This is a genomic window from Cupriavidus necator A5-1 (assembly GCF_000744095.1).
Classification (GTDB): Bacteria; Pseudomonadota; Gammaproteobacteria; order Burkholderiales; family Burkholderiaceae; genus Cupriavidus; species Cupriavidus necator_A.
The window spans coordinates 2672643-2690177 of the sequence record NZ_JQLI01000001.1 but is presented as its reverse complement, the minus strand read 5'-3'; the positions used below and the strand labels follow the sequence as shown (position 1 = coordinate 2690177).

Here is a 17535-nt window from a genome sequence, read left to right as displayed (position 1 = left end):
TTTTTCGAGCATCCGGCCAGAGATTCACCGGCGGAATCGCGACAACAGACTCCCGTCGGTAAGTCTGCGCCTACCGTTGGGATGAAATCCGGTCGCTGAGTGCGCGCCAAACCGCAAACGCCATGCCATGCGCATGGGCGGTTCGGTCACACCGGGCTTTGCTGCAATGCCGCGTTTCGCTTGCCCTGATCAATCTATGACGTATCCGCGCTGTCCGCCAGAACTTTGACGCAGCCTGATAGCGCCGCGAACAGGTGCGTCATGTCGCACTGGCCCGGGCCCGTCTATTCTGGGCAATATCGGCAGCCTCCGGATTGCAGGTGACGCCTGCCTTGCCCACCGCCATTTCAGCCCCCGCCACCCACCTCTGGTTTTCCCCGACTGTCCCAAAATGCAAACAACTTGTCCCCGTTCGTCAAACCATCGATAGCCAATCCTAGATACTTCGCCAGTCGCGACAGGACTGTGGCCAGCGCCTCAAGGGAGAGTTTTGACTCCCTGGCCGGCCCAGCGATGGTCGCAGTCAAGCGCATTCAGGAAGGACTTTCATGCTCGGGCAAACCTCCACGCATTCCCCCATCGCAGCCGGCGCAGCCGGTGCGAAATCGTCACGTTCTTACGCCTGGCTCGTCTTTGCGTTGAGCTTTGGCTTGCTGCTGTCGGACTACATGTCCCGGCAGGTGCTCAATGCCGTATTTCCACTGCTGAAGGTGGAATGGTCGCTGAGCGATACCGAATTGGGTGCGCTGGGCGGGATCGTGGCGCTGATGGTGGGCTTGCTGACGTTTCCGCTATCGATCCTGGCTGACCGATGGGGCCGGGTCAGGAGCCTGATCCTGATGGCAGCGCTGTGGAGCCTGGCTACGCTGGGCTGCGCGCTGGCCAACAATTTCGGGCAGATGTTCGTGGCGCGGCTGTGCGTGGGGATTGGCGAGGCGGCCTATGGCAGCGTCGGCATTGCCGTGGTGCTGTCGGTGTTTCCGCGCCACCTGCGTGCCAGCCTGAGCTCGGCGTTTATCGCTGGCGGTGCGTTTGGCTCCGTGCTGGGCATGGGGCTGGGCGGTGCCTTGTCGGCACAGTTTGGCTGGCGCTGGGCCTTTGCCGGCATGGCGATCTTCGGGCTGGTGCTGGTGGCGTTCTATCGCCTCTTCATTACCGAGCCGCGCCTGCAGGCGCAGCGTCGTGCGCTGGGCGAGGAAGCGGACAGTGCCCCCCGGCATGAGACCGTGTCGCTGCGCCCGCTGCTGTCCGCCCTCTTCTCGGCGCGTTCGATTCTCTTTGCGTATGTAGGCAGTGCGCTGCAGTTGCTGGTGATGGGTGCCCTGCTTACCTGGATGCCGAGCTACCTGTCGCGCTACTACGGCATGGCGACCGATCGTGCGGGCATGACCGCCGCGGCGTTCGTGCTGGCGGCTGGCGCGGGGATGATCCTGTGCGGCGCGCTGACCGACTGGGCGGCCCGCCACGCGCCCAGGCGCAAGTGGCTGATGGCGGTTGCCTACAGCGTGACCTGCTGCGCGCTGCTGCTCACTGCGTTCCACTTGCCTGCGGGCACTGCGCAGCTGGTGCTGATCGGTGCCGGCATGCTGTTTGTCGGTGGCACGGCCGGCCCGGCCAGTGCCGTGGTGGCTAACCTGACCCACCCGGCCATCCATGCCACCGCGTTTGCCACGCTCACGCTGGCAAACAACCTGCTGGGCCTCGCGCCCGGACCTTTTGTCACCGGCCTGATTGCCGACCGCATCGGCTTGCTGGGCGCGCTCCAGGTGATCCCGCTGGCCGGCGTGCTTGCCGCAGTGTGCTTCCTGGTCGGGCGCCGCACCTACACGGCCGACCTGCTTCGCATGGAACGCCAGCGTGAGGCACACGCGAACAACGCCTGATTCTCTGACTTACTACCCGAAATACCGATGAATCTTCCCGCTGATACCACCTTCCTGATGGTTCCAGGCCTGCGCGACCATGTGGCGGAGCACTGGCAGACCCTGCTCCAGGCTCAGTTGCCGAACGCCCGCTCGGTGGCGCCGCTCGAACACGACAAACTCAGCCGCGACGCCCGCGTGGCCGCGCTGGATGCCGCCCTTGCCGACATCGACGGCCCGGTGGTGCTTGTGGCGCACAGCGCCGGCGTGATGATCACCGTGCACTGGGCTGCGCAGCACCACCGCAAGATCCGTGGCGCGCTGCTGGCCACGCCCGCCGACCTCGAAACACCGATGCCGGCCGGCTATCCGGACAACGCCACGCTGGCCGAGCACGGCTGGCTGCCCGTACCCCGCTCGCAACTGCCCTTCCCCAGCATCCTCGCCGCCAGCCGCAACGATCCGCTCGCCAGCTATGAGCGCGCCGCGCAGATGGCCTGCGACTGGGGCAGCCGGCTGATCGACCTCGGCGAGGTCGGTCACCTGAACCCGGCAGCGGGATATGGCCCGTGGCCGCGGGCGATCGAGTTGCTGGAAAAGCTGTTGCGCGCCAACTGAGGCCCGGGACGGCCTTCGCGCCGCACAACGCCGCAAGAGACATTGCAGTACCCGTAGTACTTGCCAAGACGGATTCATCCGCATCGCAAACCAAAGGAAAAAGAGGAGAAATACCAATGAAGCTCAGGAGCACGGCAGCAGTTGCACTGCTCGCCTGTTCGGGAGGCGCCTTCGCGCAGACGAACGTCACGCTCTACGGCGTGGCGGACATCAACGTGGAGTACGTCAATCACCTCGGCGCGGTACCGACCGCCGCCAACCAGTTCAACCGCGGCCCGGCCAACGACGTCTACCGCATGAACTCCGGCGGGGTCTCCGGCTCGCGCTGGGGTCTTCGCGGCAGCGAGGATCTCGGTGGCGGACTGCAGGCGTTGTTCGTACTGGAAAGCGGCTTCAACCTTGACACCGGCACCTCGCAGCAAAGCGGCCGCCTGTTCGGGCGCCAGGCGTTCGTGGGCGTGCAGAAGGCCGGCATCGGGCAGATCAGCCTCGGCCGCCAGTACACGTCGATGTTCGAGGCGCTGGCCAATTTCTCGCCCACGGCCTATGCCACGCAATACGAACCGGTGGTGCTGCAGTCCGGCCCGAACTTCCGTGAGGACAACACGGTCAAGTACACCGGCAAGTTCGGCCCGGTCACGGCGCTGGCGCACTGGTCGTTCGGCACTGGCCTGGCCTTGCCGGCAACCGTGGGCGTAGCAACGCCGATCGGTGGCAACGGCGAAGTCCCGGGCCAGTTCCGCCGCGATACCGCCTATGGCGCCGCTGTGGCGTACCAGGGCGGGCCGTTTGGCGTGACCGCTGGCTACGACCAGTGGAACCCGACCATCGGCACCAGCAATGGCACCGCCAAGAAGGCCGTGGTGGGCGCCAGCTATACCTACGGGCCGGCCAAGATCATGGGCGGTTACCGCTGGGGCCAGAACAAGAACGCGGCGGATGTCGTGATCCAGCGCGATGACTTCTACTGGATCGGCGCCAACTACCAGGTCACGCCGGCCATCGGCCTGACGCTGGAATACAACTACGACAACGTCAGGAGCCTGTTCGGCAATACCAACGTCGCCAATCCTTGGCAGGTCGCTTTCGTGGCCAACTATGCGTTCTCCAAGCGCACCGACGTCTACCTGACCACCGCCTATGCGAAGAACGCCGGGCTAATGCTCGAGTCGCTGGCAACGATCTTCGCCAACAGCCTGTCGCTGGGCAACAGCTACACGCTGGCCAACGGCCAGAGCAATATGTTCGGCGCGGCCGTCGGCATTCGCCACAAGTTCTGACCAGACGCTCCAGATCATCGGATCGACACCGAGCACCTTGCTCGTTAGCGGCCGCCCGGGGATTTTCCCGAGCGGCCGTTTTTTTTGGGGGCTCTTCACCGATTTCCGGGGAAGGCGGCCGGTGACTCGTCCGGCCGCTACCTCAGCGCGGAACCTTTCGAGAAGGAGGCATAGGCGCTTGCAGCCGTTCACGTGGCAAGTGCTTCTGCAACCAATCAATGCAAACTCTGACCTTTGCCGACGACTCTAACCGCTCCGGATAGACAGCCCATACGTTTGCCTCTTGGAAGTAGTTTGGCAAGATTTGCACGAGTTCGCCGGATCGGATGAGAGGCTGCACATCCCAAAGAGATCGCAGAAGAATTCCACGGCCTTCGACGGCCCACCTCAAGGCAATCTCTCCGTGATTTGTCGAGAGTTGCCCACGGACTTTCACCGACTGTTCGCCAGCAGGGCCACGGAGCTGCCACACACCAAAGGGATGATCGCGCTCCTTGATGACCAGGCAGTCATGGTTTGGAAGGTCCTCGATCGCCTTGGGTGTGCCGGCGGCCTTCAGGTAAGACGGCGCCGCGCACAGGACCCGGTAGTTGGGCGCAAGCTTCTTTGCAATGTGGTGTGGAGCGATTTCGTCCCCAACCCGAATATCCAAATCAAATCCTTCTGCCCCTACGTCAACCAGGCGATCAAACACCTCGAAGCGAATCATCAGCGCCGGATACTGCTGCGCCATCGCGGACAAGGCCGGGGCGACGACATTCCGGCCGAACCCGATACTGCTACAGATGCGCAAGGCGCCCCGCGGCTCCTTCCTCTTCGCCGTGATGTCATCCAACAGATGATCAATGTCATCGAGGATCTTCTGCGCCCACTGATATGTGCGCTCGCCATCCTCGCTCACCACGACACGCCGCGTTGTTCTGTTAAGCAGCTTCGCGCCAACGCTAGTCTCCAACGCCTTGACTCGTTTCGTCACATAGGCGGCCGATACGCCGAGATCTACGGCCGCAGCAGCGAAGCTCGATCTTCGGGCGACGTGCACGAAGACCCGAAGGTCTTCAAGGTTGGGGAGCTGATTGTTCACGATTCGTAAATTGAAACTTGACGGAGGCCATGATTATGCTCGCCAAATGCTACCTATACTACGGGCTCGTTTCACGACACATCGGCCTGCCAAATGAAGACGCCTCTGAAAATTGCCGCCCTTGCGGGCGATGGAATCGGTAAGGAAGTTCTGCCGGAAGGGATCAAAGTCCTGCGAGTGACTGCAACGGCGTTTGGCATCGAGCTCGAAATCGATACGTTTGATTGGGCAAGCTGCGACTATTACACCGCGCACGGCACGATGATGCCGGAGAACTGGAAGGAGATCCTGCAGCCCTATGATGCGATCTACTTCGGCGCCGTGGGCTGGCCTGCCCTGGTTCCTGACCACGTCTCACTGTGGGGCTCCCTCATCAAGTTCCGTCGGGAGTTCGATCAGTACATCAACTTGCGTCCCGTCAGGCTCTTCGATGGCGTTGCGTGTCCTCTCGCTAACCGCAAGCCAGGCGACATTGACTACCTGATCGTCCGGGAGAACACCGAGGGCGAGTACACGTCCATTGGAGGGGTCATGTATGAAGGGACGCCTCACGAGGTTGTCTTACAACAGGCCGTATTCTCGCGCCGCGGCAGCGATCGTCTGTTGAGATATGCATTCGACCTCGCCAGGAGTCGAGCCCGAAAGCATGTCACGTTGGCTACAAAGTCCAACGGGATTGCCGTGAGCATGCCATGGTGGGATAAACGGGCGGAAGAAATCGCTGCTGAATACCCCGAAGTCACTACGGACAAACAGCACATCGACATTCTGTCTGCGCGCTTTGTTCTGCAGCCGGAGCGGTTCGACGTAGTGGCTGCAACCAACCTCTTCGGAGATATTCTCTCCGATCTCGGTCCGGCTACCACTGGGACTATCGGCATCGCGCCTTCGGCGAGCCTGAATCCTGAACGCCGCTTCCCCTCACTCTTCGAGCCCGTGCACGGGTCCGCTCCGGATATCGCCGGAAAGGGCCTGGCGAATCCCATCGCGATGATCTGGTCGGGCGCACTGATGCTTGACTTTCTGGGGCACCGCAGTGCTCACGACGCCATCGTCAATGCTATCGAAGCGGTGCTGAGGGACGGGCCAAAGACTCCGGACCTGAAAGGTTCTGCGTGTACGGCCGAGGTTGGCGATGCAATCTCTCGGCATGTCGCAGCTTCGAAGTCCTGCAGAGGCAGCAACGAGGTAAGGGGCCAGAGCCTCCCGACGTAGCCGGACATGAGGAGACCCAACGCACTGGCGCGCCTGCGCCAATGTGCCCGGCTCTGACATGTGGGGAGCCGGAGTGACTGCGGCTACCGTTAGGCAAAAGCATAAGTGTGGGTCGACAAGAGACCTGCGTTCACCCCGGAAATCGGTGAAGAGCCTTCTTTTTGCGAGGGAGGCGCAAAAAGAAAATGCCGCGGGCGCGCCGCGGCTTGAGGAGGGGTCTAGCGGAAAGGTCTAGCGGCGCAGGAAGGCGCCGACGACGCGCGCGGCGTTCTCCGCGCCGGTCACAAGGAAGAGATGCCCGTCGTCGAGCACGTGCAGTTCCCCATTGGGAAGGCGGGCCGCGAGGATCCTGGCATTGACCAGCGGCACGATGGGATCGTCCGCGCCGTGCATCACCAGCGTGGGCTGTTTTACCGCGCCCAGCCAGGGCAGGCTGCTCCAGCCCCAGGCCGCCAGCAGCTGGTAGAGGTAGCCGCGCCCGCGCGGCGGTTGCATGTGGCGGCCATGTTCGTCGAGCAGCGCAGGATCGTCACGGAAGGCGCCGCCGTAGAGGTCGGCGCCGACGCGTCGCAGGTACTCGGGATCGGTATAGCGGCGCACGCCGATCATTTTCGACAGCACCGACAGCCTGCCCGGCACCATGATCACGCCCGGAGAGGTCGCCGCCAGCACCAGGCGGCGGCAACGCTGCGGATAGAGCCGTGCGAATTCCTGGGCGAGCGCGCCACCCCACGACACGCCGAGCGTATCGACCTGGCCCACGTAGCCAAGGTGCGACAGTAGCCTGTCGGCAAGCACGCAAAGGTTGGAGAAGCGGTAAGGCATCAGCGGCGCGGGGGAGCCGCCGGCGCCGGGGACGTCGAAGATGATCGCTTCCACGCCCGCCAGCGCATCGACGAGGGGCTCGAGCAGTTCGAGGTTGGCGCCGATACCGTTGAAGATGAGCAGCGGCGGACCCGCGTCGCTGCCGGGTCGGATGCCGACCCTGAGTTGCTGCCCGTCCAGATCTACCGTCTGGACATGCATGTGGCCGGCCTTGATGCCGGCATCGCTTATTGTCATCAAGTTGTCCTGGAGTCGTTGACGCGAAGGCACGGCCGGAGGCGGCCGTGCCCCCTGGTGCTTACGTCCGGGAACGCAGGATGCCCTTCACTTCCTCAACGTTTTCCGCAACGCGGCGGCCGACTGTGGCAATGCTGTCAGCCTGTGCCTTGTACACGGTGTCGGTCAGCCCGCGCAGGCCGTTCACAGCCTTATGCAGCGAGCGCGGCAGCACTTCAGAGACCTTGGCCGACTGGCCGTCCGCGCCCTTGCCGCCGCGGGCGAGCGCCTGCAGGTCGGCGGCGGTGTCGCACAGGTATTCGCCCTGCTGGCGCACCAGCGACTGCAGGCCTGCCAGCAGCGCGATGTTGATGCTGGCCAGCGCCTCGATGTCCTTGCGGCGCGATTCGAGGATAGCCACCGGATCCAGGCGGTTCTGCTTGACGAAGTCAAACAGCTTCTTGTGCGGGGCCGAGGTGCCCGCGGTATTGGTCGATTCCATCTTTATTTCTCCTGACAGGTTGGGTTGCAGAAAACGATGGCCCCGCGGGGCCAGGAAACTACGCTTCAGTCACGTAGACGCCAGGGGCTTCGCCGCATGGCGTGTATTGCAGGCTGCCGGGGCTGGCGGGTGCATTGCGCTTCGGCCCGGACCGCTTCTTCAGCCACTGGCTCCAGTGCACCCACCACGAGTCCTGCGTGGCAGTCGCGCCTTCCAGCCAGGCTTCCGGATCGGCCGCGGCCTCGTCGTTGCGGAAGAACTTGGCCTTGGGGTTGCCGGGCGGGTTGATCAGGCTCTGGACATGCCCGCTGGAACTGAGCACAAACTCCGTGCGTCCGCCAAAGGCGCGCACCGAGCGGTACACAGCCTTCCACGGCGTGATGTGGTCGGTCATGCCGGCCAGCACGTACTTGTCGCACTGGACCTCGGACAGGTCGATGGCGTGGCCCAGCACGCGCAGCGTGCGCGGCGTGGCCAACTGGTTCAGGGTCAGCATGTCCAGGAACTGGCCATGCAGCCCAGCCGGCAGCCGCGTGGTGTCGTTGTTCCAGTAGAGGACATCGAACGCCGGCGGCGCATTGCCCAGCAGGTAGTTGTTGACCCAGTAATTCCACACCAGGTCATTGGGGCGCAGCCAGGCAAAGACCCGCCCGAGCTCCGCGCCGTCGAGCACGCCGCGTGCCTGGCTGCCCTGCCGGGCGGCCGTGATGGCTTCCGGCGTGCTGAACAGCCCAAGCTGCGACTGTGCATCCAGCCCGAATACCGACACCATCAGCGTGGCCGCATGCACCAGCTGCTCGCCGCTCGCGGCGCAGTAGCCCATCAGCGCCGACATCGTCATCGCGCCGGAGCAGGCGCCGTGCAGGTTGACGTCAGGGCTGCCGGTGATGTCGCGGATGGCATGGATGGCCTCGATCAGCGCGCCGACATAGGTATCCATGTCCCATTCGCGGTGCGCCGCGGTGGGATTGCGCCAGCTCACGATAAATACCTGCAGCTCCTGGCTCAGCAGGTACTCCACCATGCTCTTGCCCTGCGCCAGGTCGAACACGTAGAACTTGTTGACCTGCGGCGGCACGATCAGCTGCGGCCGGGCGTGCACCTTCGCGGTGGTCGGGGTGTACTGGATCAGCTCCAGCACGTCGTTGCGAAACACCACCGCGCCGGGCGTGGTGGCCAGGTTCCTGCCAACGCTGAACGCCTCCTTGTCCACCTGCGCAGGCATGCCGCGGTTAACCAGGGTATCGGTGACCAGGTTGGTCATCCCGCTGATCAGGTTCGTGCCGCAAGACTCCACGGTCTTCTTGAGTGCCGCCGGGTTGCCCAGCAGCGTATTGGTCGGTGCCAGCGCATCGGCCACCAGCGAGGTGAAGTACTCTGCGCGATGCTTGCTGCGCTCGTCCATCACCGAGCGCTGTACAAAGCCGCTCACTGCCTTGCGCCAGGCTTCGTAGCCCTGCAGCGACATGCGGTACAGCGGGTTGTCCTGCCAGGCCGGGTCGCCAAAGCGCCGGTCGCGCGCCGACGGCAACGGTGCCGAGCCGGCCATCACGCTGACCAGGTCCTGCGCCAGCTGTGCCTGTTGCTCCAGCACCAGCACGGGCTCCTGCATGCACTGCGCGCCGATCTGCTGCGCGGTGCTGACCAGGTCTTCCGGGCGCAGCCCCACGAAGGGGTTGGGGCCGGCCATCATGTCCGGCGCAAGGTCGATGGACTCCACCGCTGTCGCCGCAATCACGGCTGCAGCCTTACCGGCCTTGCCGGCGTGCTCTCTCGCACTGTTGACCCTTGTCATCTCACTTCTCCTGCCTCATTCCTTGCTTCTTCTGTCTTGCTCGTGCTTCAGGCGACCAGCAGCGCCAGGGCTTCCGCCACCAGCGCGGGCTTGGACTCGCCTTCGATCTCGATCGTGTTTTCCGTGCGCAGCAGCACGCGGCCCTGGCCCCTGTTGTCGGCGGCCAGTAGGCTGACGCGATTGCGCACGCGCGCGCCCGCCTTTACCGGCGTGAGGAAACGGGTCTTGTCCAGGCCGTAGTTGACCGCGGCGCTGGCATCGGCCGGGAACACACCCATGTCGAGCAGCTGGCCCGCCACCAGCGACAGCGTCAGGAAGCCATGGGCGATGGTGCCGCCGAACGGGCTTTCCTTGCTGGCGCGCTCCACGTCCACGTGGATCCACTGGTTGTCGTTGGTGCATTGCGCGAACGCATCGATGCGCGCCTGGTCCACTTCCACCCACTCGGACACGCCGAGCTCCTTGCCGACAAACGCGCCAAGCGTCGCCATGCTGTAGTTTTCGATTGCCATACGGCCTCCTCCATTGATTGATCGTTTTGGCGGCTTCCGCTTCAGAACCGGGATTCGTCCAGGGTCAGGAAGCCGTCCGTGCCCGCCGTGCCGGTGATGGCAGACTCCAGCGCCGAAGCGCGCGGCAGGATGTGCTTGGCAAAGTATTCGGCGGTCGCGATCTTGGCCGCGTAGAAGGCTTCATCCTCGCTGCGCTTCTTCGTCGCCACGACCAGCGCCCGCGCCATCTGCCAGCCCGTCAGCACGATGCCGGCAAGCTTCAGGTACGCCACGCTGGTGCCGAACACGGCGTTGGGATCCTTGGCGGTGTTCTCCAACACGAAGTCAACGGCCCGGCCCAACGCCATGCGCGCGTAGCCGAGCTGCAGGAACATGGCGCTGCACGCGGCGTCCGCGCCGCTGCCGGCGCAGTCCCTGAGCGCTTCGATGGTCTTGTCCACTTCGGCCAGGATGGCCCGGGCGGCCAGGCCGCCGTCGCGCACGGTCTTGCGACCCACCAGGTCGTTGGCCTGGATCGCGGTGGTGCCTTCGTAGATCGGCAGGATGCGCGCGTCGCGGAAGTGCTGGGCGGCACCGGTTTCCTCGATAAAGCCCATGCCGCCGTGCACCTGCACGCCCAGGCTGGTCACGTCCAGCGACATCTCGGTGCTCCAGCCCTTGATGACCGGCACCAGGAATTCATAGGCCGAACTGAACTGCGCACGTGTGTCCGCATCCGGCGCATGGTGGGCGATATCCGAGTAGGCGGCCGCCACCAACGCCAGCGCACGCGCGCCTTCGGTCAGTGCGCGCATTTCGGTCAGCATGCGGCGCACGTCGGGATGATGGATGATCGTCACGGCCTCACGGGCGGAACCATCCACCGGGCGGCTCTGCACGCGGTCCTTCGCATAAGCCACGGCCTGCTGGTAGGCGCGGTCGGAGATGGCGATACCCTGCACGCCCACGCCAAAGCGCGCGGCGTTCATCATCACGAACATGTACTCCAGGCCGCGGTTCTCCTCGCCGACCAGGTAGCCAATGGCGCCGCCATGGTCGCCAAACTGCAGCACCGCGGTCGGGCTGGCCTTGATGCCGAGCTTGTGTTCGATCGACACGCACTGCACGTCGTTGCGCGCACCCAGCGAGCCGTCGTCGTTGACCAGGAACTTCGGCACCACGAACAGCGAGATGCCCTTGATCCCTTCGGGCGCGCCCGGCGTGCGCGCCAGCACCAGGTGGACAATGTTGTCCGCCATGTCATGCTCGCCGTAGGTGATGAAAATCTTGGTGCCGAACACCTTGTAGCTGCCGTCAGCCTGCGGCTCGGCGCGGGTGCGCAGCAGCGCCAGGTCGGAACCGGCCTGCGGCTCGGTCAGGTTCATGGTGCCGGTCCACTCGCCGGCGATCAGGCGCGGCAGGAAGCGTTGCTTCAGCTCGTCGGAGCCGGCAGTCAGCAGCGCTTCGATCGCGCCGTCGGTCAGCATCGCGCACAGCGCGAACGACAGGTTCGCCGCGTTCATCATTTCCATGCACGGCGCGCCGACCAGCTTGGGCAGACCCTGGCCGCCAAACTCGACCGGGTGCACGATGCCCTGCCAGCCGCCTTCGCCAAACTGGCGGAAGGCTTCCGGGAAGCCGGCGGTCGTCCTGACTTCGCCGTCGTGCCAGCTGCTGGGTTGCTTGTCGCCGGCAACGTTGAGGGGGGCGATCACCTCGCCGTGGAACTTCGCGGCCTCGCCGATCACGGCTTCGACGGTGTCGGGGGTGGCGTCTTCATAGCCCGGCAGGCTGGCAATCTTTGTCAGTCCGGCCAGTTCACGGATGACGAACAGGATGTCTTTGGTAGGTGCGGTATAGCTCACTTTCGGCCTCTGTGCGATGTCCACAGCGCCGGCATCCGATTCACTAACCGGTGGCACTGTAACGTTATGTGCCAATCCTAGTGGCGGCGGGCACAAAGGCGGTTACCCAAACTTGCCCATTCACTGACAAATCCTGCCGCTTTGCGCGGCGGCGGCCTGGCGCGCGCGCCGTGCGCCGCGGAAGGCCTGTGGTCTGGCAGGATTTGTCAGTCGGCGGCCAGCTTTGCCAGCCGCACCGGCGGACCTACAGCGCGCGGCGGTAGGCGTTCGGGGTGCTGCCGGTCCAGTGGCGGAAGGCGCGATGGAAGGCGGTGGGATTGTCGAAGCCCACGTCGAAGGCAATGGCCGCGATGGGATCCTCGGAGCGCGTCAGGCGCTGGATGGCGATATCGCGCCGCACGTCGTCCTTGATCGCCTGGAACGAAGTGCCTTCCGCCGACAGGCGGCGGCATAGCGTGCGCACCGAACAGTGCAGCGCATGGGCCACTGCCTCGATGGTGGGCGACACCGGCAGGCAATCGGCCACGTATTGCCTGACCCGGTGTGAGGTCATCTGCTCGGCGAAGGAAACGAAGATCCAGTCCTCGGGGGCGCGCGACAGGAACTTCTCCAGGTCGGGCTTGCGCTGGCGCACCGGCATATCCAGGTAAGCCGCATCGAAGCCGATGCGGGAATGGCCGCAACCGAAATGCACCGGGCCCGGAAACAGGTAGAGATGGTCGCCGGCCAGCGGCGAGCGGGGAAACTGGAACTCCACGGCCTGCAGCGGGATCTTCTGGCGGATCAGCCACGACGCCACGCCGTGCACGAGCTTCAGCATCAGTTCCCGCCCCAGCACGCTGACGGCGGGGCCGACCGGGTTGTCGACCAGCTCCACGTAGCCTGACGCACCGTCGCGCCGCGACTCGATGCGGAAGTCATCGAGGATCAGGTGGAAGAACTGGCCGAAGCGATGCAGCGCCACCTCCAGCCTTGGCGCATCCAGCAAGCTCAGGCACAAGTACTTGAGCGTGCCATTGCGCAGCGGCCGGCTGAAGATGCCGGGCATTTCATCGTCGACTTCCTTTGCGAGTAGCCGGTACAGCGTGGAGAACTGTTCCTGCGTGACGCGCGCCGCCGGCTCGGCCAGCAGCTCGCTGGCGATGCCCGAGCACTCCGCCAGCCGTGCGATCGCGGTGGGATCGGCGCCGGACAGGAAGCCGTTGACGACAGAGATGGGGACAGTAGCGGACAGGCCGTTCACGCGGGGCGCAGGCAATGCATGCCGGAGAGGAGGTGACGTCGCATTCTGTCACAGCGTGTGCGCGATGGAAATGCGTAAGGATGCCTAGAGCAGTCCTTGCACGGGCTCCGCAGCGTCCGGCACGCGCTCCTACGCGTGCTGCTGCGTGCGCCACTTCGACACGCTGCAGCCGAACTGCCCGCTGAACCAGCGCGAGAACGCGCTCAGCGATGAGAACCCCAGCAGCGTCGCCACTTCCGAAAGCGGGCGCTCAGGGTTTTCGATATAGCCGAGCACCAGGCTGGCGCGAGCGTCGTTAAGGATCTCCGAATACGTTTTGCCATCCTGCAACAGGCGCCGGTGCACGGTGCGGCGATCCACGCCAAGGTGCTGCGCCACGCGGTCGACCGAGCACATGCCGGTGGGCAGCAGCACGTAGACCAGCTTGCGCACCTTGTCCGGCATGGTCGTATTGGCCTGCGCCAGCAAGGTGCCCAGGTAGCGCTTTACCTGCCCCGCCATCACCGGATCATAGGAAGGCAGCGGCGCATCCAGGTCCGCGGCCACGCAGACGATGCCATCAAAGTCCTGGTTGAACAGCGCCGGCATGCCAAACACCCGCGTGAATGTCGCCAGGCTGGCCGGTGCGGCATGGGTGAAGCAGATCCCGCGCGGGCGCCACGACGACCCGAGAAAGAGGCTGAGCATGCGGTACATCACCCCGACGGCCAGGTCTGTGGCCTGGCGCAGCGTGCCGGGCTGCTCGCTCAGGAGCTGCAGGCGGATCATCACCAGGCCTTCGCCCTCTTCCATGCGCATCGCGAGCGCCTCATTCTGCAGGCCCATGTAAAGCACCATGGACTCCAGCGCCCGGCGCAGCGTCGGTTGCTCGCGCACCACGAAGGCCAGCGGCCCGAGGTTGGAGAACTGGCGCAGCTCGGCCATGCGCAGGCCGAAGTCGTCCACCTGCGACGCGTGCGCCGAGGCATCCAGCAAGCGGCCGACAAGCCCCGCAGGAATGCGGATGTCGGGGTCTAGCAGCACGTCGCGGCTGATCTTGGCCGCACGCAGCTGCTGGTGTGGATCGAGCCCCACCGCGCGGGCGACTTCCACGAAATTGGTGAGGCTGGCGCTGCGAAGGTAGTAGGACATCGCGTTTTCCCTGACTGTCCCGAAATGTAAATCGATCGTCCCGGATCGTCAAATCGCTGCGCGCCGTTACACGATACTTCAGCCACCGAACTTGATACCGCGAACGCGACTGTCCGGCGCCGCCATGCAGGCGGTACCCATGGCGCTTCGCTCACAACATACCAGGAGCAAAAGCATGCAATTCCTCGACGATTCCCTGCACCCCGAGAACATGGACAAGGTGGTCATCACCGTGGCCCCGTACGGCCCCGAGTGGATGCCCGCAGATTTCCCGGAAGACATTCCGGTGACGATGGAAGAACAGGTCCAGAAGGCCGTCGATTGCTACAACGCCGGCGCCACCGTGCTGCACCTGCACGTGCGCGAACTGGACGGCAAGGGCTCCAAGCGCCTGTCCAAGTTCAACGAGCTGATCGCAGGCGTGCGCGCCGCGGTGCCCGACATGATCATCCAGGTGGGCGGCTCGATCTCGTTCGCGCCGGAAGACGACGGCCAGGCCGCCAAGTGGCTGTCGGACGACACCCGCCACATGCTGGCTGAGCTGGATCCGAAGCCGGACCAGGTGACCGTGGCGATCAACACCACGCAGATGAACATCATGGAGCTGCTGTACCCCGAATACCTGAAGGGTACGTCGCTCGAGCACCCCGCCTACCAGCAGGCCTACCGCGAAATGACCGTGCCGGCAGGCCCGGGCTGGGTGGAAGAGCACCTGCGCCGCCTGCAGGCCTCCGGCATCCAGCCGCACTTCCAGCTGACCGGCATCCACGCCATGGAGACGCTGGACCGCATGGTGCGCGCCGGCATCTACAAGGGCCCGCTGAACCTGACCTGGATCGGCATCGGCGGCGGCTTTGACGGCCCCAACCCGTTCAACTTCTTCAACTTCGTCCACCGCGCGCCGGACGGCTGCACGCTGACCGCGGAATCGCTGCTGAAGAACGTGCTGCCGTTCAACATGATGGCGATGTCCATGGGCCTGCACCCGCGCTGCGGCATCGAGGACACCATCATCGACCAGCACGGCAACCGCATGACCTCCGTGCAGCAGATCGAGCAGTGCGTGCGCGTGGCCAAGGAGCTGGGCCGCGAGATCGCCTCGGGCAAGGAAGCCCGCGAGATCTACCGCATCGGCACCTGGTATGACAGCGCCGACGAGACGCTGGCCGCACACGGCATGGCGCCGAACCGCCAGGCCGGCCAGAAGAACCTGCCCCTGCGCGCGGCCTGACGTGCACTGGTCCGGCCGCGGGCGAGCGAGCCTGTGGCCGGACTGTCGTCCCGCCAAGTTTTGTTGAAAGCCATGAACCCGTCCCCCTCCGTCGCCAATCCGTGCCTGAACATCTGCCGCATGGACCACGCCGGCAAGTATTGCCAGGGCTGCGGCAGGACGCCGGTCGAGATCGGCCGCTGGCCGCAGATGACTGACGCCGAGCGCGCCGAGGTCATGGCATCGCTGCCGGTGCGCCAGTCGTGGCGCAGCCGCGCGGCGCCGGCGCCAACCCTCTGATCCTCCACAGCCTGCTGCGGCCTGCGCCGGGCTAGCCGGCTGGCGTCTTGAAGCTGCTGCAATGAATCCTCTGTCCACGCTCACGGTCGACGCATATTTCGACCTGATCTGCCCCTGGTGCCTGATCGGCAAGAAGCACCTGGAAACCGCCATTGACATGCTCGGGCGGGAGCGCCCGGACGTTGCCGTGCAGGTGGAATGGCGTTCGTATCCGCTGATCCCTGCCACGCCGCCCGCCGGCCTGCCCTATCGCGAATTCTACGTAGCGCGCCTGGGCAGTCCCCAGGCGGTGGCAGTACGGCAGGCGCAGGTCTGTGCCGCGGCGCAGGACGCAGGCCTGACGCTGGCACTGGATCGCATCGAGACCTTCCCGAACACCCTGCTGGCGCATCGCCTGGTACGCCTTGCCAGGCAGCAGGCCGGCGCTGACGCCGCCACTGCGCTGATCGACGAGCTGTTCACGCGTTACTTCCTGCGCGGCGAGAACATCGGGGATCCGCTCGTGCTGCGGCAGGCCGCGGCGACATGCGGCATCGCGATCCCCGATCGGGGCGATACGAGCGGGAACCGTGACCTGGACTGGCTGCCACCACTTGGCGGCCCCGAAGAACCGCTCTTGCGCACCGGACTTGGCGTGCCGCATTTTGTCTTCAACGGCACGCGCAGCGTGTCTGGCGCGCGGCCTCCCGCCGCGCTGCTGGAAGCCATGCTGCACGCGCTGGCGCGCGCGAAACAGCGCGCCACCCGGGCGGCCGCCTGAACACCCTGGCGACGGTGGCCTTGCGCCGAAGCCTCGATTTTTCTGCAATATCCCGTGTACCGCCCCCGACAAGAAGGCTGGCATGGGCTTTACATACCCTAGACTTTCAACGGAGACACAGATGCCTCAACGCCCCGCCCTATTTCGCCTACGCCACGCCGCCTTAGCCGCCGTAAGCGCCGTCATGGCCCTGTCCATGCCGGCCGCGATGGCGTGGACCAACAAGCCCGTGCGCATGCTGGTGCCCGCCCCCGCCGGCGGCACCATGGACGTGATCGCCCGCCTGCTGGCCGACCAGCTTTCGCATGACCTGGGCCAGCCGGTCGTGGTCGACAACAAGCCGGGCGCCGGCGGCGGCATCGCCATCAGCGCCATGCTGGCCGCGCCGCCCGACGGCCAGACCATCATGGTGACGGCCACCAACGTGCTGACCGAAGTGCCGCACGTGCTCAAGACGCCGTACAACACGATGAAGGACATCCGGCCCTTGGCCGCGGTGGCACGCTCGCGCCTGCTGCTGGTCGGCGCCCCGAACCTGCCGGCCAAGGACCTCAAGAGCCTGGTCAGCTACGTGCATGCCAACCCCGGCAAGCTGAGCTTTGCCTCCTACAGCGCCGGCACCGCATCGCACTATGCCGGCGTGATCATGAACCAGAAGGCCGGCCTGGACCTAGCGCACGTTCCGTTTGCCGGCTCCGCACCGGCGCTGACCCAGGTGATGGGCGGCCAGATCGCGGTGATGTACGACGGCATGGTGACCTCGCTGCCGATGATCAAGGCCGGTAAGCTGCAGGCCTATGCAGTGGCCTCGAAGAACCGCTCGCCGCTGCTGCCGCAAGTGCCGACCTTCGCGGAACTGGGTTATCCGGAGGTGGAGTTCAGCAACTGGGTGGGTGTGATTGCCTCGGCCCGCGTGCCGGCAGAGCTCGCTCAGAAGATCCAGGCTGCCACCTACAAGGCGGCGGCCACGCCCAAGGTGCAGGAACGCATGCAGGCGCTGAGCTATGAGCCGATGCGTGAGCAGTCGCTGACGGAACTCAGCCAGTCGCTGAATGCGGAGTTCGAGCGCAATGCGGGGATCGTGAAGACATTCAATATCCAGCCCTGATCCCGGCTGCGCGCCGGCAGCCTGTGCGCC

General features: G+C 65.0%; 16 protein-coding genes. 8 read left to right on the top strand and 8 right to left on the bottom strand.

The genetic code is table 11. The features are described 5' to 3' along the window. Positions 1-548: 548 nt before the first annotated feature. The 3 genes from K307_RS11930 (at position 549) to K307_RS11920 (ending at position 3760) form a co-directional block, all read left to right on the top strand. The gene (locus K307_RS11930; protein WP_042878450.1) at positions 549-1883 is read left to right on the top strand and encodes an MFS transporter; all 1335 of its coding nucleotides are present in this window, start codon (positions 549-551) and stop codon (positions 1881-1883) included. A 27-nt stretch (positions 1884-1910) separates the two neighbouring features. Further along, positions 1911-2480 carry an RBBP9/YdeN family alpha/beta hydrolase gene (locus K307_RS11925; protein ID WP_042878448.1) on the top strand — a complete coding sequence of 190 codons (570 nt, stop codon included), beginning with the start codon at positions 1911-1913 and terminating at the stop codon, positions 2478-2480. A 116-nt stretch (positions 2481-2596) separates the two neighbouring features. Next, the gene (locus K307_RS11920; RefSeq protein WP_042878446.1) at positions 2597-3760 is read left to right on the top strand and encodes a porin; all 1164 of its coding nucleotides are present in this window, start codon (positions 2597-2599) and stop codon (positions 3758-3760) included. Positions 3761-3902: 142 nt separating this feature from the next. Here the strand turns inward: K307_RS11920 and K307_RS11915 are convergent, their stop codons facing one another. Continuing rightward, a complete protein-coding gene (locus tag K307_RS11915; protein ID WP_042878444.1) occupies positions 3903-4847 on the bottom strand; it encodes a LysR family transcriptional regulator in 945 nt (314 codons plus the stop codon). A 90-nt stretch (positions 4848-4937) separates the two neighbouring features. On the opposite strand from K307_RS11915, the gene K307_RS11910 reads away from it, so the two are divergent. Continuing rightward, positions 4938-6059 (top strand): tartrate dehydrogenase, encoded by a 1122-nt coding sequence (locus K307_RS11910; protein WP_051974825.1) that lies wholly within the window; start codon positions 4938-4940, stop codon positions 6057-6059. A 231-nt stretch (positions 6060-6290) separates the two neighbouring features. Here the strand turns inward: K307_RS11910 and phaZ are convergent, their stop codons facing one another. The 7 genes from phaZ to K307_RS11875 form a co-directional block, all read right to left on the bottom strand. After that, positions 6291-7121 (bottom strand): poly(3-hydroxyalkanoate) depolymerase, encoded by an 831-nt coding sequence (gene phaZ, locus K307_RS11905; protein ID WP_042878442.1) that lies wholly within the window; start codon positions 7119-7121, stop codon positions 6291-6293. Positions 7122-7182: 61 nt separating this feature from the next. Continuing rightward, positions 7183-7602, bottom strand: a complete 420-nt coding sequence (locus tag K307_RS11900; protein ID WP_042878440.1) for a phasin family protein — start codon at positions 7600-7602, stop codon at positions 7183-7185. A gap of 58 nt (positions 7603-7660) precedes the next feature. Continuing rightward, positions 7661-9397 (bottom strand): alpha/beta fold hydrolase, encoded by a 1737-nt coding sequence (locus K307_RS11895; protein WP_419187114.1) that lies wholly within the window; start codon positions 9395-9397, stop codon positions 7661-7663. Positions 9398-9444: 47 nt separating this feature from the next. Then, the gene (locus K307_RS11890; RefSeq protein ID WP_042878439.1) at positions 9445-9909 is read right to left on the bottom strand and encodes a MaoC family dehydratase; all 465 of its coding nucleotides are present in this window, start codon (positions 9907-9909) and stop codon (positions 9445-9447) included. 41 nt (positions 9910-9950) lie between these two features. Beyond that, positions 9951-11753 carry an acyl-CoA dehydrogenase gene (locus K307_RS11885; RefSeq protein WP_042881867.1) on the bottom strand — a complete coding sequence of 601 codons (1803 nt, stop codon included), beginning with the start codon at positions 11751-11753 and terminating at the stop codon, positions 9951-9953. Positions 11754-11997: 244 nt separating this feature from the next. Next, positions 11998-12996 (bottom strand): AraC family transcriptional regulator, encoded by a 999-nt coding sequence (locus K307_RS11880; RefSeq protein ID WP_155301130.1) that lies wholly within the window; start codon positions 12994-12996, stop codon positions 11998-12000. A gap of 129 nt (positions 12997-13125) precedes the next feature. After that, on the bottom strand, positions 13126-14127 hold the full coding sequence (locus K307_RS11875; RefSeq protein WP_042878438.1) for an AraC family transcriptional regulator: 1002 nt from the start codon (positions 14125-14127) through the stop codon (positions 13126-13128). A gap of 175 nt (positions 14128-14302) precedes the next feature. On the opposite strand from K307_RS11875, the gene K307_RS11870 reads away from it, so the two are divergent. The 4 genes from K307_RS11870 (at position 14303) to K307_RS11855 (ending at position 17505) form a co-directional block, all read left to right on the top strand. Beyond that, positions 14303-15358 (top strand): 3-keto-5-aminohexanoate cleavage protein, encoded by a 1056-nt coding sequence (locus K307_RS11870; protein ID WP_042878437.1) that lies wholly within the window; start codon positions 14303-14305, stop codon positions 15356-15358. A 72-nt stretch (positions 15359-15430) separates the two neighbouring features. Continuing rightward, entirely contained in the window at positions 15431-15637 is a 207-nt protein-coding gene (locus K307_RS11865; RefSeq protein ID WP_042878434.1) for a DUF1289 domain-containing protein, read from the top strand. 61 nt (positions 15638-15698) lie between these two features. Beyond that, a complete protein-coding gene (locus K307_RS11860; protein ID WP_042878432.1) occupies positions 15699-16397 on the top strand; it encodes a DsbA family oxidoreductase in 699 nt (232 codons plus the stop codon). A gap of 121 nt (positions 16398-16518) precedes the next feature. Beyond that, positions 16519-17505, top strand: a complete 987-nt coding sequence (locus K307_RS11855; RefSeq protein WP_042878429.1) for a Bug family tripartite tricarboxylate transporter substrate binding protein — start codon at positions 16519-16521, stop codon at positions 17503-17505. Positions 17506-17535 lie beyond the last annotated feature (30 nt).